The sequence below is a fragment of the Helicobacter sp. TUL genome, from assembly GCF_002287135.1.
Classification (GTDB): domain Bacteria; phylum Campylobacterota; class Campylobacteria; order Campylobacterales; family Helicobacteraceae; genus Helicobacter_F.
In genome coordinates this window covers 38,641-61,195 of the sequence record NZ_NESU01000007.1, presented here as the reverse complement: position 1 = coordinate 61,195, position 22,555 = coordinate 38,641, and the positions used below count along the sequence as shown (strand labels likewise).

General features: G+C 37.3%; 22 protein-coding genes and 1 other RNA gene. 12 read left to right on the top strand and 11 right to left on the bottom strand.

The window, feature by feature from the left end:
• The first annotated feature begins 39 nt into the window (after nt 1-39).
• The 6 genes from pstB to B9T66_RS04715 all read left to right on the top strand — a co-directional run bounded on the left by pstB (nt 40) and on the right by B9T66_RS04715 (nt 6,434).
• The gene (pstB, locus tag B9T66_RS04745) at nt 40-798 is read left to right on the top strand and encodes a phosphate ABC transporter ATP-binding protein PstB (protein WP_095627838.1); all 759 of its coding nucleotides are present in this window, start codon (nt 40-42) and stop codon (nt 796-798) included.
• 66 nt (nt 799-864) lie between these two features.
• Entirely contained in the window at nt 865-1,515 is a 651-nt protein-coding gene (locus B9T66_RS04740) for a response regulator transcription factor (protein ID WP_095627837.1), read from the top strand.
• Between the two features lie 955 nt (nt 1,516-2,470).
• Nucleotides 2,471-3,796, top strand: a complete 1,326-nt coding sequence (hisS, locus tag B9T66_RS04730; protein WP_095627836.1) for a histidine--tRNA ligase — start codon at nt 2,471-2,473, stop codon at nt 3,794-3,796.
• Nucleotides 3,797-3,870: 74 nt separating this feature from the next.
• Nucleotides 3,871-5,625, top strand: a complete 1,755-nt coding sequence (locus B9T66_RS04725) for a M3 family oligoendopeptidase (RefSeq protein ID WP_095627875.1) — start codon at nt 3,871-3,873, stop codon at nt 5,623-5,625.
• On the top strand, nt 5,622-6,107 hold the full coding sequence (locus B9T66_RS04720) for a hypothetical protein (RefSeq protein ID WP_095627835.1): 486 nt from the start codon (nt 5,622-5,624) through the stop codon (nt 6,105-6,107). The genes B9T66_RS04725 and B9T66_RS04720 overlap by 4 nt, the downstream gene beginning before the upstream one ends.
• Before the next feature lie 15 nt (nt 6,108-6,122).
• A complete protein-coding gene (locus tag B9T66_RS04715; RefSeq protein ID WP_095627834.1) occupies nt 6,123-6,434 on the top strand; it encodes a hypothetical protein in 312 nt (103 codons plus the stop codon).
• Here the strand turns inward: B9T66_RS04715 and B9T66_RS04710 are convergent.
• The 11 genes from B9T66_RS04710 to flgL all read right to left on the bottom strand — a co-directional run bounded on the left by B9T66_RS04710 (nt 6,431) and on the right by flgL (nt 16,662).
• On the bottom strand, nt 6,431-6,850 hold the full coding sequence (locus tag B9T66_RS04710; protein WP_095627833.1) for a hypothetical protein: 420 nt from the start codon (nt 6,848-6,850) through the stop codon (nt 6,431-6,433). The genes B9T66_RS04715 and B9T66_RS04710 overlap by 4 nt on opposite strands.
• Before the next feature lie 120 nt (nt 6,851-6,970).
• The gene (thiD, locus tag B9T66_RS04705; RefSeq protein WP_095627832.1) at nt 6,971-7,780 is read right to left on the bottom strand and encodes a bifunctional hydroxymethylpyrimidine kinase/phosphomethylpyrimidine kinase; all 810 of its coding nucleotides are present in this window, start codon (nt 7,778-7,780) and stop codon (nt 6,971-6,973) included.
• Between the two features lie 59 nt (nt 7,781-7,839).
• Nucleotides 7,840-8,757, bottom strand: a complete 918-nt coding sequence (locus B9T66_RS04700; RefSeq protein ID WP_095627831.1) for a helix-turn-helix transcriptional regulator — start codon at nt 8,755-8,757, stop codon at nt 7,840-7,842.
• A 200-nt stretch (nt 8,758-8,957) separates the two neighbouring features.
• The gene (gene accA / locus B9T66_RS04695; RefSeq protein WP_095627830.1) at nt 8,958-9,887 is read right to left on the bottom strand and encodes an acetyl-CoA carboxylase carboxyl transferase subunit alpha; all 930 of its coding nucleotides are present in this window, start codon (nt 9,885-9,887) and stop codon (nt 8,958-8,960) included.
• 10 nt (nt 9,888-9,897) lie between these two features.
• The gene (locus tag B9T66_RS04690) at nt 9,898-11,136 is read right to left on the bottom strand and encodes a beta-ketoacyl-ACP synthase II (protein ID WP_095627829.1); all 1,239 of its coding nucleotides are present in this window, start codon (nt 11,134-11,136) and stop codon (nt 9,898-9,900) included.
• A 76-nt stretch (nt 11,137-11,212) separates the two neighbouring features.
• Nucleotides 11,213-11,446: an acyl carrier protein gene (acpP, locus tag B9T66_RS04685; RefSeq protein ID WP_095627828.1), complete on the bottom strand. Its 234-nt coding sequence runs from the start codon at nt 11,444-11,446 to the stop codon at nt 11,213-11,215.
• Nucleotides 11,447-11,536: 90 nt separating this feature from the next.
• Nucleotides 11,537-12,280 (bottom strand): 3-oxoacyl-ACP reductase FabG, encoded by a 744-nt coding sequence (fabG, locus tag B9T66_RS04680; protein ID WP_095627827.1) that lies wholly within the window; start codon nt 12,278-12,280, stop codon nt 11,537-11,539.
• A gap of 102 nt (nt 12,281-12,382) precedes the next feature.
• Nucleotides 12,383-12,480: signal recognition particle sRNA small type (ffs, locus tag B9T66_RS04675), an RNA gene on the bottom strand.
• Nucleotides 12,481-12,564: 84 nt separating this feature from the next.
• A complete protein-coding gene (gene hsrA / locus B9T66_RS04670) occupies nt 12,565-13,245 on the bottom strand; it encodes a homeostatic response regulator transcription factor HsrA (protein WP_095627826.1) in 681 nt (226 codons plus the stop codon).
• 91 nt (nt 13,246-13,336) lie between these two features.
• Nucleotides 13,337-14,119, bottom strand: a complete 783-nt coding sequence (locus tag B9T66_RS04665; protein ID WP_095627825.1) for a polysaccharide deacetylase family protein — start codon at nt 14,117-14,119, stop codon at nt 13,337-13,339.
• A complete protein-coding gene (gene flgL / locus B9T66_RS04660; RefSeq protein ID WP_095627824.1) occupies nt 14,116-16,662 on the bottom strand; it encodes a flagellar hook-associated protein FlgL in 2,547 nt (848 codons plus the stop codon). Before flgL ends, B9T66_RS04665 begins: the two co-directional genes overlap by 4 nt.
• A gap of 306 nt (nt 16,663-16,968) precedes the next feature.
• Between flgL and B9T66_RS04655 the strand changes: the two genes are divergently transcribed.
• From B9T66_RS04655 to B9T66_RS04630, 6 genes are all read left to right on the top strand, one after another.
• A complete protein-coding gene (locus tag B9T66_RS04655; RefSeq protein WP_095627823.1) occupies nt 16,969-18,132 on the top strand; it encodes a NifS family cysteine desulfurase in 1,164 nt (387 codons plus the stop codon).
• A 164-nt stretch (nt 18,133-18,296) separates the two neighbouring features.
• Nucleotides 18,297-19,277 (top strand): iron-sulfur cluster assembly scaffold protein, encoded by a 981-nt coding sequence (locus B9T66_RS04650; protein WP_095627822.1) that lies wholly within the window; start codon nt 18,297-18,299, stop codon nt 19,275-19,277.
• Nucleotides 19,278-19,289: 12 nt separating this feature from the next.
• Nucleotides 19,290-20,120, top strand: a complete 831-nt coding sequence (locus B9T66_RS04645) for an acyltransferase family protein (RefSeq protein ID WP_095627821.1) — start codon at nt 19,290-19,292, stop codon at nt 20,118-20,120.
• Nucleotides 20,121-20,468: 348 nt separating this feature from the next.
• Entirely contained in the window at nt 20,469-21,518 is a 1,050-nt protein-coding gene (locus B9T66_RS04640; RefSeq protein WP_095627820.1) for a D-alanine--D-alanine ligase, read from the top strand.
• A 5-nt stretch (nt 21,519-21,523) separates the two neighbouring features.
• Entirely contained in the window at nt 21,524-22,276 is a 753-nt protein-coding gene (locus B9T66_RS04635) for an alpha/beta fold hydrolase (RefSeq protein ID WP_095627819.1), read from the top strand.
• A complete protein-coding gene (locus B9T66_RS04630; RefSeq protein WP_095627818.1) occupies nt 22,277-22,546 on the top strand; it encodes an acylphosphatase in 270 nt (89 codons plus the stop codon).
• Nucleotides 22,547-22,555: the final 9 nt, after the last annotated feature.

The window sequence follows — 22,555 nt, the reverse complement described above, 5'->3', positions numbered from 1 at the left end:
ATCAAAATCAGTAATTATAAAACGCCTAAAAGGGATACAATGAGTATTTTAGAGATAAAAAATTTTAGCTTTTATTATCCAAATAAAAGCGAAGCGAGCGTTAAAAATGTAAATTTAACGTTAAAGAAAAATAGTGTAACTGCACTAATAGGACCTAGTGGATGTGGCAAAAGCACTTTGCTACGCTCTGTAAATAGAATTTGTGATATCACAGAGGGTAATCGCTACACTGGTGAAATTATTTTCAAAGGCAAAAATATTCTCAAAAAAAGCACAAATTTAATTGATTTACGCAGTAAAATAGGTATGATTTTTCAGGCACCTACACCCTTTAATATGAGCATAAGAGCAAATGTGCTTTATGGATTAAAAATTAAAGGCGAACGCGACAAAACCATACTTGAAACAAAATTAGAAAGCTCACTAAAAAGAGTAAATCTTTGGAATGAAGTAAAAGATCGGCTAAATAGCGATGCTACCGCATTAAGTGGCGGACAAGCCCAGCGCCTTTGTATCGCAAGAGCTATCGCGCTAAGTCCTGAAATTTTACTTTTTGATGAGCCAACTTCCGCACTAGACCCTATAAGCACAGCAGCGATTGAAGAGCTAATTTTAGAGTTAAAAGAAAAATACACCGTATTAATTGTCACGCATAATATGGCACAAGCTATGCGAATAGGTGATTTTACTGCATTTATGTATATGGGTGAAATGATTGAATCTGGCGCTAGTGAAGAAATATTTAAAAAGCCACAAACTAAACTTTTACGAGCTTATTTAGGAGGTAAAATAGGATAATTTATTTTTTAACAATTCCACAAAAAAGCCCGAGTTTAAAAATTCACAATAAACAAAGGAGAAGCAGTGACAAAAATTATAATAATTGACAATGAAAAAGATGTGTTAAAGCTTTTAAAACATCATTTCAAAGCTGAAGATTACGAAGTGACTTGTTTTAAGTCTTGCACCGGTATTTTAAAAGAATGCCAAAATGTAGATTTGCTTTTAATTGATATAGATTTAATTGCAGAAAATGGATTAGATTTTATTAAAAATATTCGCGAAGAAGGCATTGAAATAGGTATCATTGTAATTAGTGCAAAATGCGAACAAAGCGATAAAATAAATGGCTTTTTAAGTGGTGCTGATGACTATATAGCAAAGCCTTTTGATATAATTGAGTTAAAAGCTAGAATAAAAGCTGTTTTGCGCCGCATACAAGGTATAAAAAATGAGCTAAATTTTAAAAATATATATATGGATTTATCTCAAAATAAAGTGCGAGTAAAAAAGAAAAATATAAAACTTTCTGCACTAGAATTTCGTATTTTAGCGCATTTTTTAAGCAATAAAAAACGGCTAATTGAACGCTATGAATTAGCTAGTGAAGTTTGGGGTGATGATAGTGTCAAAGATAAGGCAATAAACATTGCTATTTCACGACTAAAACGCAAATTAGGGAAAAGCGGTAAAGCCCTTGATGCAGTCCGCGGACAAGGGTATATATTGTGCTAAATTTATGTGCGATTTCTCACCACTTTTACTTTTTATCAAAAAAACACTTTTATAGAGCATCATACTTGGGTTATTTTTTTCAATCAATGCTTGTGAGCACTCCTTCATATTCATTTTCTGTAAAACATATTTTTCAAATTACTTTGTGATATAAAATCTAAAATAGATTCTTGTCCCAATGTGTTTATTCATTTAATGATATGATTATTTCTCTACCTACCTTATAAGCTAAATATACAGGCACAGCATCGCCTATTTAAGCCTTGTTTTTATTGTATATTAAAAGCCTTTTTTGCATTTTCAAACAAAAATATCTTAGATTATATTTTCTAGGTCGCTCGCTTTTTAATCTATTTATCATCGCGATTTTTTGGTATAACTCTAAGTTTTCTAGAGCTAGATTCGTGTCTATTTTTGCATTACAAAGCCCACATGTATAAGCATATATCCGCCCACAAATACGGACTACCGATGATATCCAACCTCACTCTGCGCTTTATGTCAAGTGTTTTTACGATTGCAAGGTTATTTTCATCTATGCTTAATGCTTTTGAGGGTATTGAAAGGCACGTTTCACCCTCTTAGTAATTGCATTGGGTACGGATTGTAGCATCATCAGAAATTATATTATTAAATTTGCTGTTTTGATAGAAACGTTTATCATATCCTAAAGCCATGGTCACTCCCCATTAAATTTTAAACCTTTAGGCAATATCCACTATCTCCAGCACCTCCTCTATGCTCAAGGGCTTTGTTTTATCGCATACAAACGCCTAATGAAACTCTAAGCCTACTTTCTCAATTTTTATATATTTCTCAACACATAAAATGATGATGCGACACTAGATTCGTAACGCGAATTAGTAACTTCCTAGCAAGATTTCTGCAAACCTTACCTAAAATTCAAAAGAACTAAGATATAATTAAGGAACATTAAGAGATTTTAGGAGTATATATGCTTATCACCCCTCGAACATTGAGTGGATTCAAAGATTGCCTACCACAAGAGGCAATGGCGAAAAAAAATTTATTACAAAAAGTTAGTGAAGTATTTTTGAAATTTGGCTTTGTGCCTATTGAAACACCACATTTAGAATATGCTGAAGTGCTTGTCAAACAAGGTAGCGATGAGATTCAAAAAGAACTCTATCGCTTTAAAGATAAAGGTGATCGTGATGTTGCCCTGCGATTTGATCTCACCGTCCCATTAGCGCGTTTTATTGCCCAATACCAAAACCAGCTCCAACTTCCCTTTAAGCGTTTTGCTATAGGTAATGTGTTTCGTGGTGAGAGAGCGCAAAAGGGGCGCTACAGGGAATTTACACAATGTGATTTTGACTTTATTGGGAGCGATTCACTCTCTTGTGATGCGGAGATTCTCCAAGTTATCTATGCCTCACTTGTAAATTTAGACATTGATGAATTTAGCATACGTATTAACCATCGCAAGATTCTTAATGGTATTTGCAAACATTTTGGTATCACACAACCTCAAGATGTTAATGCAACCTTGCGTATCATCGATAAGCTTGATAAAATCGGAGAAGAAGGGGTATTGGCTGAGCTTGATAGTGAGCTTGACATAAAAGAACAACAAGCAAAAGAAATCTTGCAATATGTTTCAATCAAACAAAATGGTTCTGGTGAAGAATTTTTTACAAGTATCGCGCATCTCAAACAATGGAATGATGAACTCAAAGAGGGCATTGAGGATATTGAGCGACTTTATGAGATTCTAAAGCCACTCCAAATGGATAAAGATTGCTATCGTGTGCATTTTTGTATTGCTAGAGGGCTTGGATATTATACAGGGATCGTATATGAAACAATCCTCACACAAATTCCAAGCATTGGCAGTGTATGCTCTGGAGGACGATACGACAACCTAACTACGACATTTTCTAAGCAAAAAATGAGTGGCGTGGGTGCGTCTATAGGTGTTGATAGGCTTCTTGCGGCTATGAAAGAACTTAAGCTTTTAGAGGGCAAATCCACTTCTGCACGCGCATTGCTTGTATGTATGAGTGAGGAATATATGGCGTATGCGCACACTCTAGCAGAATCCTTTAGGCGATCAGATATTGCGATTGAAATATACCCTGACATCGTTAAACTCAAAAAACCATTTAGTTATGCCAACACTCTAGGGCACGAATTTGTGCTTGTCATAGGAGAAAGTGAGTTTAAAGCAAAAAGCATAACACTAAAAAATATGACAAGTGGTATGCAATTAGAAGATATATCCTTCCTCAAAACGCTAGAGATTCTCAAACAAAACTAGGGGACAAAGGAGCAAATATGCAAACACGAACAAAACAAAACAGGACAAACAAAGTCACACCAAAACCTATAAAAATGCGATTTCCCACAGATTCTGTATGGAATCTAAAAGCACTTTTTGCTTCACAAAAACAAGCACAAGGCGCGTGTATAAAAGCACAAAATGCGTGTAAGAATTTTGCCAAAACTTATGAGGGCAAGTTGCATACTCTCGCGCCAAAAGAATTTGAAATCGCTATCAAAGAATATGAGAATCTTTGTGAGAATCTAGGTAGGATTATGACATATGCGTTTTTGCTTTTTGCACAAGACACGACAAATGGCTCGATATATGCGGAGTTTGAGCATAAAGTCAATAAGGCACAAAATGATATTGTATTTTTTGACCTAGAACTTGCGAGATTGGATTCACAAAAACTTAATGCCTTTATACAATCCGCTCCACAATACAAATTTTATCTCCAAAATATCGCCGCACAAGCCAAGCACAATCTAACTCTCAAAGAAGAACAAATTATCCTTAAGCTCTCCCCTATTGGAAGTGATGCGTTTGGGCGACTTTTTGATGAGCACCTTGCACAAATGAGATTCAATATGGGTGAAAAAAACCTCTTAAGTGAAGAGGAGATTCTCGCGCGCCTACACCACCCACAACAAAAAATGCGCAAAAAAGCACAAAAGGTTTTTAGTAAAAAACTTGCTAAATCACGGCATTTACTTACCTATATCCTAAATATCGTTCGCAAAGATGTCGCGCTTACTAAGCAATTGCGTGGCTATCCAAAAAGTGAAAGTTTCCGCCACATCAGTAATTGCATATCACAAAAAAGTGTCGATACGCTTATAGAATCTGTTACAAAAAACTTCCATATCGTGCAACAATACTACAAGCTCAAAGCCAAAATGTTGGGGCTAAAAACACTCAAAGATTATGACAGATACGCGCCACTAGAAACCAAAACACAAGACACAATAAGCTATAACAAAGCATTGGAGCTTGTCTTGCACTCCTTTAATGCATTTTCTCCGCGTTTTAGCGACATCATCAAAGAAGCCATCAAAAATGGTTGGGTAGATTCACATCCTAAGCCAAATAAACGAGGTGGGGCATTTAGTCATGGTGCAGTGCCTAGCGCACATCCTTATGTATTGCTAAACTACACGGATTCAAGGCGTGATATTTTTACCATAGCTCATGAGTTTGGGCATATGATTCACCAAGAGCTTAGCAAAAAAATGGGCTATCTTAATATGGATACACCACTCACTACAGCCGAAACAGCGTCGGTATTTGGTGAAATGCTACTCTTTGATACGCTCAAAACTAAACTTAGCAAAGAAGAGCTTATCCCGTTGTATGCTGGAAAACTAGAGGATATCTTTTCCACGCTTTTTAGACAAATTGTTATGACAAATTTTGAACGCGCTATACACAGCATAGAAGGCGAGTTACAATCTCAAGACTTTGATAAAATCTGGCTAGAAGAAAATACCAAAATGTTTGGAGATTCACTTAAACTTACCAAAAACTATGCTTCGTGGTGGTGCTATATCCCACACTTTATCCACTCTCCATTTTATTGCTACGCCTATAGCTATGGGCAACTTCTTGTATTGGCGCTTTTTGGACTCTACAAACGCGCACAAACCCCAAAAGAGAGACAAAAATTTATCAAAACCTATACCGAATTTCTCTCTCTTGGTGGTAGCCAAAGCCCAAGAAAACTTGTCAAAAAATTTGGCTTTGATATTGAAGATGGTGCATTTTGGGATATTGGTATTCAGGAAGTGCAAAAACTTTTTAGTGAATTTGAAGGGTTGCTTGCATGATTTGCCAAAATATCAAGCTAAAAGCCCTGCTTACCAAACATGCAAAAGAAATTTTACATCTCCTTATTGAGCAAAATATTTCTTTTAGCATTTTGTGTGATATTTCTCAAACAACCTTTGATCCACCATTGCCACCAGACATTGACAAAAATCTTGATACACTTACTCTCTTTGTGCTTGCAGGCTACACATTTGAGAGTATCGAGATAGGAACGCATAGTATTAGCTTTGAAGCTGGGTTTGGGGCGCATAATTTTGGGAGTTTAGTAACTATCCAATATGATGGAATCGTGCAAATCCTGTTGCAAGATTCTACATTGGCGCAAGAAATATCGCTTTTTATCAATGTCAGCAATCCTAATTTATATAGCGGTCTTGAAATCGCGACACAAGATTCAGAGGGCTTGGAGCACTCATTTTTTGCTCTCTCTTCAAACCCCAAAAATGCGTATTTATTTGAAACAAAAGATGATAAATCATAATCCTATGGAGCAATTGTGAAGCTTTTTTTAAAATTCTTTATCTCGGCACTTGTTGGGGCTTTGTGGTTTCATTTTGGCGGAAACGACTCGGCTATGGCGCTTGTGTTGTTTATGGTTGTGCTTGGTATGATGTTTATGAAACCTATACAATACCAAGATCCAAAACGACGCGAACAATATATGCAAAAAATACGCGAAAGCAAGGAGCGCAAAGTAATGCTTGAAAAAGAGCGGCTTGAGGAAAGGAAACGCGCCAAACAAAATTTACGAGAACAAGAGGCAAAGCTTAAAAAAGATTTTGAAAATAAACTAAGAAATAATCGCTAGATTGAACGCGCATCAAGGGCACGATTGAGTGTCTTTGTAAGCTCGTATTCCAAGTCAGGATTAAGCTTTCGCAAGAGTGTATCAGCATTAATAATAATCTCGTGTGTTGCATGTTTATGCACTACAAGTGCAAACAAAAAAGCTTTTTTCTTGTAATCACTAAGCTCCATTTCATCATAATAGGTAAAAAAATCATCAGAAGCTTTTTGCAAGGCTTTTGTATCACTTTTGGGATTATCCACAATCTCCATAATCGCCTTAAGTCTATCTTGGGCTTTTGGCGTCGTTTCCTCCTCAAGTGTTACAACCTTTTTGGGCGCAGGACCAAATAAATACAATAAAACAATGACACCAAATAAAAAAGTAAAAAAGAAGCTCACAAGAATAAAAAGTGCTTCAGGTGAGAGAGTATCCATTAGTATTGTATCCTTATATTTTTAGCTAGATTATACCAAAAGCACCCAATGTTTGCAAATCCTACCACATCATTTCAACATGGCATATCAAAACAAATTTCACTCTTAATCTCTAAATCCCTATATTGTAGGAGCATTATAAAAGTGATTCGTTGGACCATTGCCCTTTCCTAGATTCAGTGCATACAAAATAGCATTAAATACATATTCTTTAGCTATTTTGATAGAATCTAGTGGCGTTTTGCCAAGTGCGAGATTAGCTGCGATTGCAGAGCTTAGCGTGCAACCTGTGCCGTGCGTATTTTTGGTTTCTATACGATCAGATGGCAATACAAAAAAATCCTTTCCATCAAAAAACACATCACTACAATCCTCTTGCCTATGCCCACCTTTTAGCAATACCATCTTTGCTCCAAGATCACACAAACTCTTTGCAGCGTGTTTCATATCTTCAATACTTGCAATCTCAAATCCACACAATTCCTGCGCCTCTGGAATATTTGGCGTAAGCACATCAGCAAATCTAAGAATCTTCTCTCGAAACACATTGCGTATATTCTCTGGCATCAGCGCAAAACCATTTTTTGCAAACATCACCGGATCGATGACAAGATTCTCTGGCTTATAATGCGCAAGATTATGCGCAACGCACTCAATAATTTCACAAGATCCAAGTATACCGATTTTGGTGGCTTTGGGTGGAATATCCTCAAAAACCGCCACAAATTGTTCATCGATAACTTTTGTAGGCACATCAAAACTAGAAATAACACGCACGGTGTTTTCTGCTACCACACTTAGCACGATACTCATACCAAATACATTATGTGCACCAAAGGTTTTGAGATCTGCTTGTATGCCTGCTCCTCCACTGCAATCACTTCCTGCGATACTTAACACTGGGATACAATCTTTATTTTGTGCTTTCATACCATACTCCCAAAAAAGATACGAGATTCTAACATGTTTTTACCATACATACTAGATCTCTAGGCAAAATACAAGTTTTTTGATTTTTGGTAATGCTTGGGGGTGCAATGATAACGATTTTTAAATCTTTCTATAAACCACGATGAAGATCCGAAACCGCATTCCATACAAATTTCATTGATATTCTTACTAGAATACTCGAGCAAAAACTTTGCCTTTTCAAATCGCCTCTCATCAAGCCAATGTTTTGGAGAAAGCCCAAACACTTGCTTAAATTTTCTACTAAATGTTGCTTGATCGGTTTTGGCGTATTCTGCCATTTGCGCAACATTATCAAACTCTTTTTGACAATACAAAAACGCCAAATGTGAATCTAGGGCAAAACCTTGCATAATCTGCTGCACAAAGCTTGTAAAAACTCGAGCATATTGCACGCTTAGATACAAGAATAATTCTTCAAATTTATGCGACACAAAAGGCAATAATTCCTCTCTAAATTCTTGAATATAAAACTCAAAGCTTTTTGTGATTGTAGAGAGCATATCAGAATCTCGGAGATGAAACACCTCAGATCCTTGCGCTAGAGAATGAAAATGCAAGCGCTCTTTATGCTTGCTTATAAACTCAAACAAGCTCACATTATCAAAAAATAATAAAAGCGCCTCATATCTAAGGTTACTAGCTTGATGTGTATCACTTGCTGCCCCTATATCAAGTGCTGTGATATTGCTTAGACAATAATTATCTGCTTGTAAAAACAAGCCCTCATTTGCCCTAATCACAAAATCACCACTTTTAGTGTGCATAATCTTTTCGCCACACAACACGATTACAAGACAATGCATATCGGTATACACCTGTTGTTTGATGCCACTTTGTGTTTGGGTGTATTTTGCAAATGCTACATGTGGTGTGCTAAAAAGTTTTGTGTCAGGCAATTTTTGTAAATCTCTAGGAAGATACACAATCTTATCCATGCAAACCCTTTATATATATTTAAAGCATATCATTATACAAGTTTTTTGTTATATCAAAGCATTGCGTAAATAAAATAACATAGGATTTATGAAACTTAGGATTGAAGAGTGGCGTGTGTTTCAAAGCATAATTACATTCTATGACATAGAGTTAAGCTATGTGTCTAAAATCTTTGCAAGAAATAGTACAAAGCTTGTAATTAGTTAGCAAAGACTCCATAACGCATAATTTTTTCATAACGCTTTTTCATATATTTTTCATCATGCTCAAGTTCTTCGAGGGATTTTAAAAAATACTCTTCTATGGCTTTTGCTGCTCCTGCCTTGTCTCTGTGTGCGCCCACTGATGGCTCCATAATCACATCATCAATAAGTTGCATTTTTTTAAGTTCATCAGGAGTAATTTTTAGTGATTTTGTCGCGGTTTCTAGCTTACTTGGATCATTCCATAAAATCGCAGCACAACCCTCCGGTGATATAACACTAAATACAGAATATTGCATCATAGCAAGTCTATCAGCTACCGCAACAGCCAATGCACCACCACTTCCACCTTCACCTATCACAACAGAAATAGTATGTGTTTGAAGCGCTGCAAAATCCTGAAGATTTTTTGCGATAGCCTCACTCTGTCCGCGTTCCTCTGCACCCACACCGGGATATGCACCTGATGTATCAACAAGCATTAACACAGGCAAGCCAAATTTTTCTGCAATTTTTGCGGCACGCAATGCCTTACGATAGCCTTCTGGGTGAGGCATACCGAAATTACGCATAAGTTTATTTTTTGTCCCTCTTCCCTTTTCCTCGCCTATCACGACAGCAGGTTGCACACCGATTTTTCCTATAAAGCACACTATAGCCTTATCATCATGAAAATGACGATCGCCACAAATTTCATACTTATCTTTAAGAATTAAGTCAATATAGTCCATCGCATAAGGTCGATCTGGGTGTCGCGCAAGTTGTAACTTTTGGTAATCACTCATATTACCATATACTTGTGCTATCTCTTTGTCTAAAGCCTTTTTAAGAATCTCTATTGCAGCATGATCACCGCGAATATCAGCAGATTCTATATCATCTTGTAAACTTTTGATTTTTTGCTCAAAATCAAGGTAAGTAGCCATCTTTGAAGCCTTAAACCCTTTTAAAAATGACTACACCATTGGTGCCACCAAAACCAAAAGAATTGCTCATCACAGCATCAATCTTTGCTTGTCTTGCGGTATTTGGGATATAATCAAGATCGCACTCTGGATCAGGAGTTTCTTGGTTGATTGTAGGTGGAAGCACACCTTCTTGCATTGCCATAATAGCAATCACAGCTTCTAAAGCACCTGCTGCACCCAAACAATGCCCAATCTGACCTTTTGTAGAACTTACAAATGGGACATTTTCTTTTGATCCAAAAGCACTCTTTAACGCCATAGTTTCAAATAGATCATTATAGGCTGTGCTTGTGCCATGCGCATTTACATAATCAATCTTGGTATTTGCCATCTTAAGTGCAGCTTTCATCGCACGCAACGCACCTTCTCCGCCCGGAGCCGGAGTCGTTATATGATTAGCATCACCGCTTTCACCAAAACCTACAAGCTCTGCATAGATTCTAGCTCCGCGTGCCTTAGCGCTCTCATAATCCTCAAGCACCAATGCACCAGAACCCTCGCCCATAACAAAGCCGTTTCTATCTTTATCAAAAGGTCTTGAAGCCTTTTGTGGTTCATCATTTCTATCAGAAAGCGCTTTCATTGCCGCAAAACCACCGATACCCACAGGACATATCGCAGATTCAGAACCAATCACAAGCATTTTATCTACTTCACCTATCATAATAGACTTTGCAGCTTCTATGATAGCGTGTGTGCTTGCCGCACAAGCTGTAACGCTAGAAATATTTGGTCCCTTAAGACCAAACTCAATAGACGTGAAGCCTCCAAGCATATTCACAAGCGCAGAAGGAATAAAGAATGCACTAATTCTTCTTGGTCCCTTTTCGGCGCATACTATAGAATTTTTTTCAATATTGCCAAGTCCACCAATCCCCGCTGCAGAACTTACGCCAAAGTCATCAGCAATATTTGGATTAACTTTTCCATCGCTTTCAAGCAATCCAGAATCCAGCATAGCTTCCTTAGAAGCTTTGAGGGCAAGCTGAATGAATCTATCAGCCTTTTTCACTTCTTTGGGATCCATGACTTCATCGGGGCTAAAATCAGTAATTTCGCCAGCAATTTTTACAGGAAAATTTTCCACATCGAAACAAGAAATTCTTTTAATCCCACTTTTTCCCTCAATGATAGCCTTAAAAGAATCGCTCCTATTAAGTCCTAGTGAATTAATCATGCCAAGACCTGTTACCACTACTCGACGCACATAATCTCCTTGTATAATGTAATAAAATTGAAATACTTTAAAGTTAGATTCTCTCAAAAAGAGAATCTAACATCACTTATTGCTTAGCTTTTTCAATATAATCTACAACATCTTTTACGGTTTTGATAGCTTCAGCATCTTGATCTGGAATCTCAATACCAAATTTTTCTTCAAGTGCCATAATCATTTCAACAACATCTAATGAATCTGCATTAAGATCATCGATAAAGTTTGAATTTTCCTTTACCTCATCAGCATTTACACCTAATTGCTCAACAATTACTGCCTTTACATCATCAAAAAGTGCCATATAAAATCTCCTTACATTTAGAATTAACTTACAAACGAGTCGGAATTATAACCAAGAAAAACAAAAATAACCTTAAACTTTGTAGCCAACCTACATATAAAGCCCGCCATTCACCTTCAAAACTTCACCAGTAATATAACTTGCTTCATCACTTAAAAGAAACGCTACAGCATTCGCAACTTCCTTTGCCTCTCCAAACCTCGCTAGAGGGATATTTTTGATATACATATCTTTAATTTCATCTTTGAGAACTTCTGTCATATCTGTGCGAATAAAACCCGGTGTTACGCAATTAAAGCGTATATTTCTAGGTGCACCCTCATAGGCAAAGCTTTTTGTCATAGCAATCATACCACCCTTGCTTGCGGCGTAATTTGTTTGTCCTGCGTTACCCTTTTCACCCACGATAGAAGAAATATTTACCACCGATCCGAAGCGCTGTTTGCTCATAACCTTAAGCGATTCTCTAGCACCGATAAATGCCGATTTCAAGTTTGTATCAATCACACTCATAAAATCTTGTGTGCTCATTCTTATAGCAAGCTTATCATTTGTAATCCCTGCATTATTAACAAGATAGCCTAATTCTCCATCGCTTTCAATAATCGCTTTGATAGCATTTGAGAATCCTTCTTCATCGGTAGCATCAAAACACACAACCGCAGCTTTACCACCCTGAGATTCTATTTCGCTCTTAAGTGCATCAGCAATTTCTGGCTTACTACGATAATTAATCCACACTTTTAAGCCATAACTCGCCAATACCTTACAAATTTCAGCACCTATACTTCTACTCCCACCTGTAACAAGAACATTTTTACCAGTAAAAGTCATAACATTCCTTTATTTAAAAATATGATGATACACCATCAAGAAACATTATAGCTAAGATCAATTAAGGAAATGCTTTAAGAAAATTAAGAGTCTAAGAAGAACCCCCTTACAGATACCTACGGCACATAAAAATCTAAGCTACTCTGCTGTGTTCCCACCCTGAAGTGTTGTCTTAGAAGCCTATTGCATAGGTCTATAAGAGAGCAAGCGGATTATATACAAGCTAGACTTAAAGAAAAATTTAAAACTAGAAAAAAGCTACACTTTGCAAGCAACAAGCAGCCTTAGCTTTCGCTAGGTGCTTTTGGATAACAGAATCTATACCCTCTGCGACGCACAGTTTCAATGGTGCTAATGCAAAGAGGCTTGTCCATTTTTTGGCGAATCTGATTGATAGCTACTTCGATAACATTTGGAGTTACAAGCTCTGGCTCCTCCCAAATCGCATCTAAAAGCTGCTCTTTGGATACAATCTGATCGCGATGTCGTGCTAAATGCGTCAAAACCTCAAAAGGCTTGCCCTTCACTTCGATTTCTTGTCCCTTGTATGTGATTTTTTCCTCATCTGGGTTAATCACAAGGTCCTCAATTTCAATCACGCTAGATCCCCAAAATTTAAGTCTAGCTTCCACGCGGACAAGCAATACTTTCATATTAAGCGGCTTTGCAATGAAATCATCAGCGCCATCTTTAAAAGCCTCAATTTCACGCTCTGCATTCGCTTTGTCAGAAATAATAATCACAGGAGTGCGCGGAGATTTTTCTTTCACTTGAGGAATGATTTCCACTCCCACACCATCAGAGAGATTGTATCCGCTTATGACTAAATCATAATTTCGGATACTAATAAAATACTCGCCATCTTTAATATTTTCAGCTATATCTGTCTGATAACCACCTGCACCAAGCGTATCGCTAAGCTCCTTGCTAAGTGATACATCATCCTCTATAATTAAAATTCGCATAATCTTTCCCTCTTACAAGATTCAAATTCTTAAAAAAACCTAAGCATTATAACACATAAAATAATTTTTTGTTAAAAAAATTAAAAAAACCTTATAAAAAGACTCCAAAAAGCTTATATCTCAAAGCATTAGCGCAAATAAAAAGAAATTTTTTCAAGTAAGATAAGCTATTACGCATAGCGTAATATATATTCTCATCTAAGCAAGAATCTTGAAAGTTTAACCCATGTTGCTTGAGATAAAATGCCTTAAAATCCATTTTTTTGGCAGTGCGTAAAAGTGTAGCATCATATTCACCGCGAGGCCAAAGTAAATGGGTAGTTTGTATCCCAAGATGTTGCGCAATAAGATCTTTTGAAAGCTGTAAGTCTTCATGCCAAGGCTTTATGACATAATTTGAAAGCTGATATGTATGCGTCATAGAACCAAAACTGATAATATCTTGTGTATGTCGCAATTCTTCCCAAGTGCATACCACTGATCGAGGATTTTCTTTTAGCGCCATCATAGATTCATCATGAGGAAGTTCACTACTTGGTATATTAGGATTACTTATGGCTTGTTTTGAGGCTTCATCAATCCATTCTGTGGCAATAAAAAGCGCCGCCTTGGCATTATATTGCCTCAATACAGGCATAGCATTGGTATAAAAATCTCTCCACCCACCTTCAAAAATTACAAGAATATATTTTTTCTTGCTAGATTCTAAAGACCCTGTATTGCATTTGAGTGTTACATATTCATCAAGGCTTAAAAACTCATAACCTTTCTTTCTTGTGTATGCAATCTGTTTTTCAAACTCCGCCACACTTACGCTTTGAGATTCTGCTCTGTCTCTAATATGCTGATAGCTAATAATAGGTATAGTTTTCATAGATAATTCACCAATGACATTTGATTAATGCGACTTGTTGAAGCCAAAACCGCATTATAGTTTGTCGTGAGATTCGAAAAGTGGTTATAAGTTTGTGCCATATCCGTGCCAATATTATCATTTTTGATAGAAGCAATTTGCACCTTAAGTACTTCATTGCGTCGCAAAGCATTTTCAAAACTCCTTCCATGTGCACCATTTTGAGCAATCATTTTTTCTATGTGGTTACTAAAATGCCCAAAAAGCTCAATGCTATTTTGTATGCCGATATTGCGCATATCTGGCACATAATTATCCCCATATGCATCTGGTCGATAGATTCCATTACGCACAGCCTTAATCATTTCATCAAGCCCATCAAAAAAATTAAGATCTGGTTGATCAATCGTGAGAGCATTATTAGCGTTAAATGTCAAAAAAGTCGTGTGATCATGCAATGCCTGTTCGGAAAAATCATTGCTTTGATCATTATAAATCATAAATTTCATACGCGAAATAGATCGCATTTGATCAGAAATCTGTATACGCCCCTGTGGCGTTAAAGTTACTTCTATTTTGCCTTGTTGGGCTTGAAGCAAAGATTCAAAAGCTCTTTTGCCCTCTTGCGTTGGTGTGCCATCTTCTAGCTGTGTATTGATATATGCTTGTGAATCTTGATTAGAATAATTCAGTGCAATACCAATAGCGTCCATTAATTGTCTATATGTCAAATCATCAGCTTTTGTAACACTCACAGCAGGGGGTTCATCGTGTGGATTATAAAGCGGAATATGAATCTCTTGATTAGACTTTGAATCTGGGATAACCAAAAACGATCCATCTTTATTGCTAAGCGTAATGCGTGCTTGAAGTGGCACACCATTATGATCACTAAGACTTAAATTATATACCTGTCCATCGATGCTACCACCTGCAACTTCAGAAAGTTTGGTATCATCATTGGCAAATCCCATACCACCACTCAGAATCTGCTGCACATTAGACACTAACTTTGATCCGCGATTTTCAAATGCTAACCTATCATATTCTGCCTTATAGTCGCTCCTAAGCCCATCGCGCAATTCCCCATTACCATATGTAGAAAGCGAAAAGCTAAACCCACTCTCACCATTAAATGGAGGCTCATATGTGTCTTTGTCTTTGTTTTTGACATTATTGTCTCTAAAGACCAATTCACCATTAATCATCTCTCCCTCGAGTTTGCCACCAAAATGTGTGCTCACTTGCTTGATAATATCACGAAATTGCATAGAATCATCAATGGTAATTTTTAGATCCTCTATAGGTTCAGGATTTATTTTCCCATCATTGGTGTTTGGGCGTGTGCCGGAAAAAACTAGTGTATCAACACCTTCTGGCAAAACATCACGCACTTTTGTTGTAAGTGTGGCAGGAACATTATCTTTGGTAAGAAATGTTGAAGGAATTTTAGAAATTCTATAATCATAATTATCCCGCAATGCCATAATGGTATGTTGTGAGTATTCACCTATAAATGGGCTCTTTTGAAAACTCGTAACTTTCGCACCTATGGAAGCAAGCTCATCAAGATTCTCTACATCTTTGTCGCTTGATATGAGATGAAAATCCAAATTTGCATTACCGGGTGCTAAATTTTTTATTTCAATTTGCCCCCAATAATTCAAACTCACATCCACAACCTTATTTTTAGAAGTGTTACCAAACTCCTTGCCTATCTTGTCCAATAAATCTTGGACTTTTGTAGCGTTTTTTTCATCTCCAAAACCCACATCAAAAGAAAATTTACTCTTAAAACTTGTGCCATCAGGACGCACACCACGCATATAAAAATACTCTTTGCCATTATTATTTGTGATCCTATCATCATCACCTAACAAATCCCTTAGAGTATCAGTAGCCTTAATATACACTTCTTCAGGAATATCACCACGGCGGATTCTATCCATAATATCAGGATTTAACTTGCTTTGGTTAAGCTTCCGTATGTTGGTGGTGATGATTTTGTAATTATCAGAATCCCTACCAAAAAAAAGCTCATTGCCAGTAATATTGTATGGCATAAGATTGCGTGAGCTTATCAACGCTTCCAAACGCTCATTATTTCCTTTATATGTGCCATCAGGCTCAAAAGGGCGAATCTTTACATTACTTCCAGCAAAGAGAAATTCCCCGCCAATTGAAGTGTTGGCAATATTAATCATATGTTCTTTAAGCTTTTCCAAATCTCGTGCAATTGCCTCGCGCGAGATAGGAGAATGTATATCATTTGCTGCTTGAATAAGCTTGGTATTAAATTGCACCGCTGTTTGAGAAAGCTCTGCCAAAGCCTTATCGGTGTTAAGTGTGCGTGTGTAAGCGGTATTGGAATTATCTATGCCTTGATCAAGGTTTAATTCTTCATATTCAAGCTTTAGATTCTGATTAAACACTGAGCTATCTTGATATCCATACTGAATCTTTAGCCCTGATGCAATTTTTGTATTAATGTCAGAAAGCTTGCTTTGCATCGTGCCTTGATAGTAATTCATTTGGTTATATTTAGTCCCAAAAGTGATACGCATTGTTCTCACAACCCCCTTACAAAAGGTAAAATCCTACACAAATATCGCAATTATCATAGTGAAATTTAATGTCTATGTCAAAAACCTGCATTTTCCATTCCATATTTTCCTACTAACTCTCCCTCATAGCTCTTTAATACATACTTGCTGCATTGCATAAAGCAATTTTAATACCCAAAACATTTTTTAGATTCAAAAAAAAGGACAACTATATATTAATAAAGATTGTGTAAAATCCACGCGTTTTTAGTATCCCCTATAAACTTTAAACATATTTTTCTAACGACAGATAACTTAGGAGCAACGATGAAAGGTGTATATTTAGACAATAATGCCACGACTATGGTAGATCCCAAAGTCAAAGAACTTATGGACCCATTTTTTTGTGAATACTATGGTAACCCAAACTCTCTACATAAGTTTGGCACACAAACTCACCATCCTATTCATAAGGCAATAGAGGAGCTTTATAAGGGCATTAATGCAAATGATGAAGATGATATCATCATTACTTCTTGCGCGACAGAATCTAACAATTGGGCGCTTAAAGGTGTGTATTTTGATCTTATCCATAATGGCAGTAAAAACCACATAGTAACTACTGAAGTTGAGCACCCAGCAGTGGGCGCAACCTGTAGCTTTTTAGAATCTCTTGGTGTGCGTGTTACTCGCTTACCAATCAATAGTAATGGCAATATCTCTGTAGATCAAGTGCGTGAGGCAATTTGTGAAGATACGGCACTTGTTAGCATTATGTGGGCAAATAATGAAACAGGGCTTATTTTCCCTATAGAAGAAATTGGTGCATTATGTAAAGAAAAAGGCGTGCTATTTCACACAGACGCGGTGCAAGCTATCGGTAAAATCCCAGTAGATGTGCAAAAAGCAAATGTAGATCTCTTGAGTTTTAGCGCACACAAATTCCATGGACCAAAGGGCGTAGGTGCGCTCTATATCAGAAAGGGCGTGGAATTAACTCCATCATTTCATGGTGGAGAGCATATGCGTGGGCGTCGCAGTGGCACACTCAATGTCCCTTATATCGTTGGTATGGGAGAAGCTATGCGACTAGCTGTAGAGAATCTAGAGTATGAAAATACGCAAGTTCGTGCGTTGCGCGATTATTTAGAAGATGAGCTTCTTAAAATCAAAGATGTGTTTGTTGTAGGCAGTCGTGAAAATCGTGTGCCAAATACGACACTTATTAGTGTGCGTGGCATTGAAGGCGAGGCGATGCTATGGGATCTCAACAAAGCAGGAATTGCTTGCTCTACAGGTAGTGCGTGTGCAAGTGAAGACCTTGAAGCAAATCCTGTGATGGTAGCTATCGGCGCGGATAAAGAGTTAGCCCATACAGCCATTAGAATCTCGCTTAGTAGATTTAATACCAAAGAAGAGATTGAATATATGCTAGATGTGTTTAAAAAAGCAGTAGAAAGATTGCGCAATATTTCTAGCTCTTATGAATAAATACCATAAAGAGAATCTAGTAAGATTAGATTCTCTTTGATTTTTAGTCAAGTTAAGTTGCTTGGCACACTTTTGGGCAGAAAGTATCCGTCCAAAATTGTGCTAATCATTACAAATGAATACACAAAACAAATTCTTAACATAATAACAATTAAGGAAGAAAAATGGCAAAAAATGACTTACTCGGTGGTGCGCTTTGGGACGCATATAGTAAAAAAGTTAGTGAAAGAATGGATAACCCTACACATTTAGGCGTATTGACACAAAAAGATGCAGATGCTAGAGGTGCAAAACTTATCGTTGCAGACTATGGCGCAGAATCTTGTGGTGATGCGGTGCGATTGTATTGGCTTGTAGATTCAAATGATGTGATTATTGACGCAAAATTCAAAAGTTTTGGCTGTGGCACGGCTATTGCAAGTAGCGATATGATGGTAGAACTTTGTCTTGGTAAAAAAGTGCAAGATGCTGTTAAGATTACTAATCTTGATGTGGAGCGCGCATTGCGTGATGATCCCGACACACCAGCTGTCCCAGGGCAAAAAATGCATTGTTCAGTTATGGCATATGATGTGATCAAAAAAGCAGCAGGAATGTATTTAGGTAAAAGTGAGGAAGACTTTGAAGATGAGATCATCGTATGTGAATGTGCGCGTGTAAGTCTCTCAACAATCAAAGAAGTTATTAGACTTAATGACCTTAAAACCGTAGAAGAAATCACAAACTACACTAAGGCAGGGGCATTTTGCAAAAGTTGTGTCAAACCCGGTGGGCACGAAAAGCGTGAATATTACCTTGTGGATATTCTTGCTGATGTGCGTGCAGAAATGGAGCGCGAAGCACTCAAAGATAATGTCGCAAAAAGCGCGAGTGGAGAATTAGCGTTTAAAGATATGACAATGGTGCAAAAAGTTAAAGCGGTAGATTCTCTTATCGATGCGCAAGTGCGTCCAATGCTTATGATGGATGGCGGTAATATGGAAATTTTGGATATCAAAGATTCTAGTGATGGACATATTGATGTGTATATACGCTATCTTGGAGCATGCAGCGGCTGCGCAAGTGGTGCGACAGGGACACTCTTTGCTATAGAATCTGTATTGCAAGAAAACCTTGATCCAAGTATCCGCGTATTTCCAATCTAATAACGATGATACATGGGAATAAAAAACATACATTTAGGGGCATTAGATAGCTTTAGAGGCGTTGCTGCTATTAGTGTAGTAGTTCATCATTTATACATTAGCTCGGCTGTGAGTGAGTGGGATTTTTTTCGCCATTCCTCGCTGTTTGTGCCATTTTTCTTTGCATTAAGTGGTTTTGTTATAGCTTATGTCTATGATAAAGCCACATTTAGCTTCAAGCACTTCATGATTGCACGAGGCTTTAGAATCTTGCCCTTATATTATCTCATGCTTGTGTGTTTTATAGCCTTAGAGTGCCTAAATTATGTCCTTTATCATCATTTTGGTTTATTTTTTAAAAATATTCCTTTCAGTGGAGATAGGGGCTTTGACCAAATTTTACCTAATCTATTCTTGCTGCAATCTTGGCTCTCTTGGACATATCCACTCTCATTTAATAATCCTGCGTGGAGCTTAAGCGTAGAATGGTATCTTTATATATTTTTTGGAATCTTAATGTTTATCCCAAAGTTTGCGCGTTATACAATCATGCTTCTTGGCGCTAGTTTTGCGTATTTTCATCTTATAGGATTTGTAAGAATCGAGGGTGTCTCTGGAATTTTATATTTTTGTAGTGGTGCGCTTGTGTATTGGGTTTTTACCCTCTGCAAAACAAAACCCTTATCACCCTTATTGCTTACAATCCTGGAAGCTCTTATCATTATTACAAGTGTCTATATCATTACTTCCGGTCAGGGACAATATGCAGTGTTTATCTTTAGTGGCTTAGTGCTTATCTTTGGATTAAGCTCATATTGGAAAAATACAGCCTATAAGGGGGGGGGGGGATTACCTATATACTAGAAACCAGAGTATTTCTATTTCTTGGCACACTCTCATATAGTATTTATATCTCCCATTATTTCATCATTAGTATTATCAAAGCAATAATAAGTCTCCTTGCCAAATATGGCTATTGGGAGATGATTCGCATAAATGAACAACTCTATATCAACTTTCATAATGTTCTTTTGGCAAACCTGTATCTATTAGCCAATCTCTGTGTTGTCGTGGCTTTTGCCTATCTCTTACATAAATATATCGAAAAGCCATGCATAGCTTTTGGCAAAAACCTCATAAACAAACACACATAATAATCTTTTTAGTTATTTCAAGCTACAATCCAGCCTCAAATTGTAGCAAAGGAATATAATGGGTATTAGTATAGTATTTGGTGGAGCAAGTTATGAGCATGAGATTAGCATTGTTAGCACAATCGCACTGAAAAAAACGCTTGGCACATACATAGAACACTATATTTTCTTAGATGGCGATCATCGCTTTTGGCTTATTCCACACGAATATATGAAATCCTCATTTTTTGCCCAAGGCTTATATAAAACAAAAGCCAAGGAGCTGTTTTTGGGCAATGGTGGCTTTTACTATCCACAGGGCTTATTTAATAAACCAAAGATTCTTAAAATTGCAGTTTTATATAGCCTCATACACGGAGCTGATGGCGAAGATGGCACACTAAGTGCGATTTGTGAATTTTTTGTAATCCCTTATATCGCGCCACGCGTGCAAGCTTGTGTTTTGAGTTTTGATAAATCCCTCACAAAACTTTTTGCAGCCCAAAGGGGTGTGCTCACTCTAGAATCCCAAATACTCACACAGCAAGACACACCGCCACTCACAATCCCATATCCTGTGATTATCAAACCCGCAAGACTTGGTAGCTCTATTGGCGTGAGTGTAGTCACACAAGAAAGTGAATTACGCTATGGACTTGATAGCGCATTTGAATATGATACGCGTGTGCTTGTTGAGCCATTTATCGAAAATGTCAAAGAATATAATCTCGCAGGGTGCAAGATTGGGGAAGAATGGGTGTTTTCTATCGTTGAAGAGCCTTCCAAAAAGCAATTTTTAAATTTTGAGGACAAATATTTAGATTTTTCGCGCACACAACAAGTGCTACGCGCTGATATATCCCCAACACTAGAGCAAGAATTGCAAGAAAATTTCAAAAAAATCTACACTGATGCATTTGAGGGCGCACTGATACGCTGTGATTTTTTTGTGATACAAGATCGTGTCTATCTCAATGAGATTAATCCAATCCCTGGTTCTGGTGCGCATTATCTTTTTGCAGATTTTCTAGGCACTCTCCAAGCACTTAGTGCAAATCTCCCGCATTCAAAGCGCATTAAGCCAAGCTATAAATATATAGAACAAATCCAAAGAGCCAAGGGCAAATAACAATTATGGCAAGCGCACAAATTTCTTATAACCATAACACTTTTAGCATTAGTTATGTATTGCAGAATCTACACATTACAAATCCTCGTGGTGTGCTTGTATTTTTGCATGGGTGGGGAAGCAACAAGGAGCTTATGAAACTTGCTTTTGGGGAAAGTTTTAGGGATTATGTGCATCTTTATATTGATTTACCCGGTTTTGGGGCAAGTCCAAATACCCACATTCTCTACACACACGATTATGCCAAGATTATAGAATCTTTTCTTTCTTATATACGCACACATTTTAGTGAGCTAGATTCACAAGAATACATCATGGTTGGGCATTCCTTTGGTGGCAAGATTGCAACCATTCTTGCCAAAACACAACTTATTCTTTTAAGCAGTGCAGGGATAGTAGTCCAAAAATCCCTTAAGGTGCGCTCCAAAATATTCCTTGCAAAACTTTGCAAAAGCCTTGGTATCAACGCAACCTTTTTGCGATCCAAAGACGCCAACAACCTCAATGAAGCAATGTATCAAACCTTTAAAAATGTGGTAGATGAAGATTTTGCCCCCTTGTTTTTGCAATGCAAGGCACAAGCCTATATATTTTGGGGCAAAGATGATAGCGCCACCCCACTAAGCAGTGGAGAAAAAATAGCCTCGCTTTTAACTCATAGCCGTTTTTTTGTGCTCAAAGGAGATCATTTCTTTTTTCTCAAACAAGCCAACAAGATAGAATCTCTTTATCAAAATGCCATATCACAAGGAGTATAAATGCAAACATATTACATTTTAGTTTTTGGAAAAGTGCAAGGCGTGGGATACAGAAAGTTTGCCAAATACCACGCTGACAAACTCTCTATACAAGGAAGCACGCGCAACCTCGAAGATGGCAGTGTAGAAATCTATGCCCAAGGGGAACAAAAAGTGCTCGATACATTTATGCAGTATCTAAAAAGTGGTCCGGAGCGTTCCGATGTGGTGCATATACAATCCCAAAAAATAGCACCGCGTGAATTTAGCGGATTTGTAATTTTAAAATAAGTGAGAAAG

Coding starts and splice junctions, on each gene's coding strand:
- pstB (WP_095627838.1), top strand. CDS start 40: ATGAGTATTTTAGAGATAAAAAATTTTAGCTTTTATTATCCAAATAAA.
- hisS (WP_095627836.1), top strand. CDS start 2,471: ATGCTTATCACCCCTCGAACATTGAGTGGATTCAAAGATTGCCTACCA.
- B9T66_RS04725 (WP_095627875.1), top strand. CDS start 3,871: ATGCGATTTCCCACAGATTCTGTATGGAATCTAAAAGCACTTTTTGCT.
- B9T66_RS04720 (WP_095627835.1), top strand. CDS start 5,622: ATGATTTGCCAAAATATCAAGCTAAAAGCCCTGCTTACCAAACATGCA.
- B9T66_RS04710 (WP_095627833.1), bottom strand. CDS start 6,850: ATGGATACTCTCTCACCTGAAGCACTTTTTATTCTTGTGAGCTTCTTT.
- thiD (WP_095627832.1), bottom strand. CDS start 7,780: ATGAAAGCACAAAATAAAGATTGTATCCCAGTGTTAAGTATCGCAGGA.
- B9T66_RS04700 (WP_095627831.1), bottom strand. CDS start 8,757: ATGGATAAGATTGTGTATCTTCCTAGAGATTTACAAAAATTGCCTGAC.
- accA (WP_095627830.1), bottom strand. CDS start 9,887: ATGGCTACTTACCTTGATTTTGAGCAAAAAATCAAAAGTTTACAAGAT.
- acpP (WP_095627828.1), bottom strand. CDS start 11,446: ATGGCACTTTTTGATGATGTAAAGGCAGTAATTGTTGAGCAATTAGGT.
- fabG (WP_095627827.1), bottom strand. CDS start 12,280: ATGACTTTTACTGGTAAAAATGTTCTTGTTACAGGTGGGAGTAGAAGT.
- hsrA (WP_095627826.1), bottom strand. CDS start 13,245: ATGCGAATTTTAATTATAGAGGATGATGTATCACTTAGCAAGGAGCTT.
- B9T66_RS04665 (WP_095627825.1), bottom strand. CDS start 14,119: ATGAAAACTATACCTATTATTAGCTATCAGCATATTAGAGACAGAGCA.
- flgL (WP_095627824.1), bottom strand. CDS start 16,662: ATGCGTATCACTTTTGGGACTAAATATAACCAAATGAATTACTATCAA.
- B9T66_RS04655 (WP_095627823.1), top strand. CDS start 16,969: ATGAAAGGTGTATATTTAGACAATAATGCCACGACTATGGTAGATCCC.
- B9T66_RS04650 (WP_095627822.1), top strand. CDS start 18,297: ATGGCAAAAAATGACTTACTCGGTGGTGCGCTTTGGGACGCATATAGT.
- B9T66_RS04645 (WP_095627821.1), top strand. CDS start 19,290: ATGGGAATAAAAAACATACATTTAGGGGCATTAGATAGCTTTAGAGGC.
- B9T66_RS04640 (WP_095627820.1), top strand. CDS start 20,469: ATGGGTATTAGTATAGTATTTGGTGGAGCAAGTTATGAGCATGAGATT.
- B9T66_RS04635 (WP_095627819.1), top strand. CDS start 21,524: ATGGCAAGCGCACAAATTTCTTATAACCATAACACTTTTAGCATTAGT.
- B9T66_RS04630 (WP_095627818.1), top strand. CDS start 22,277: ATGCAAACATATTACATTTTAGTTTTTGGAAAAGTGCAAGGCGTGGGA.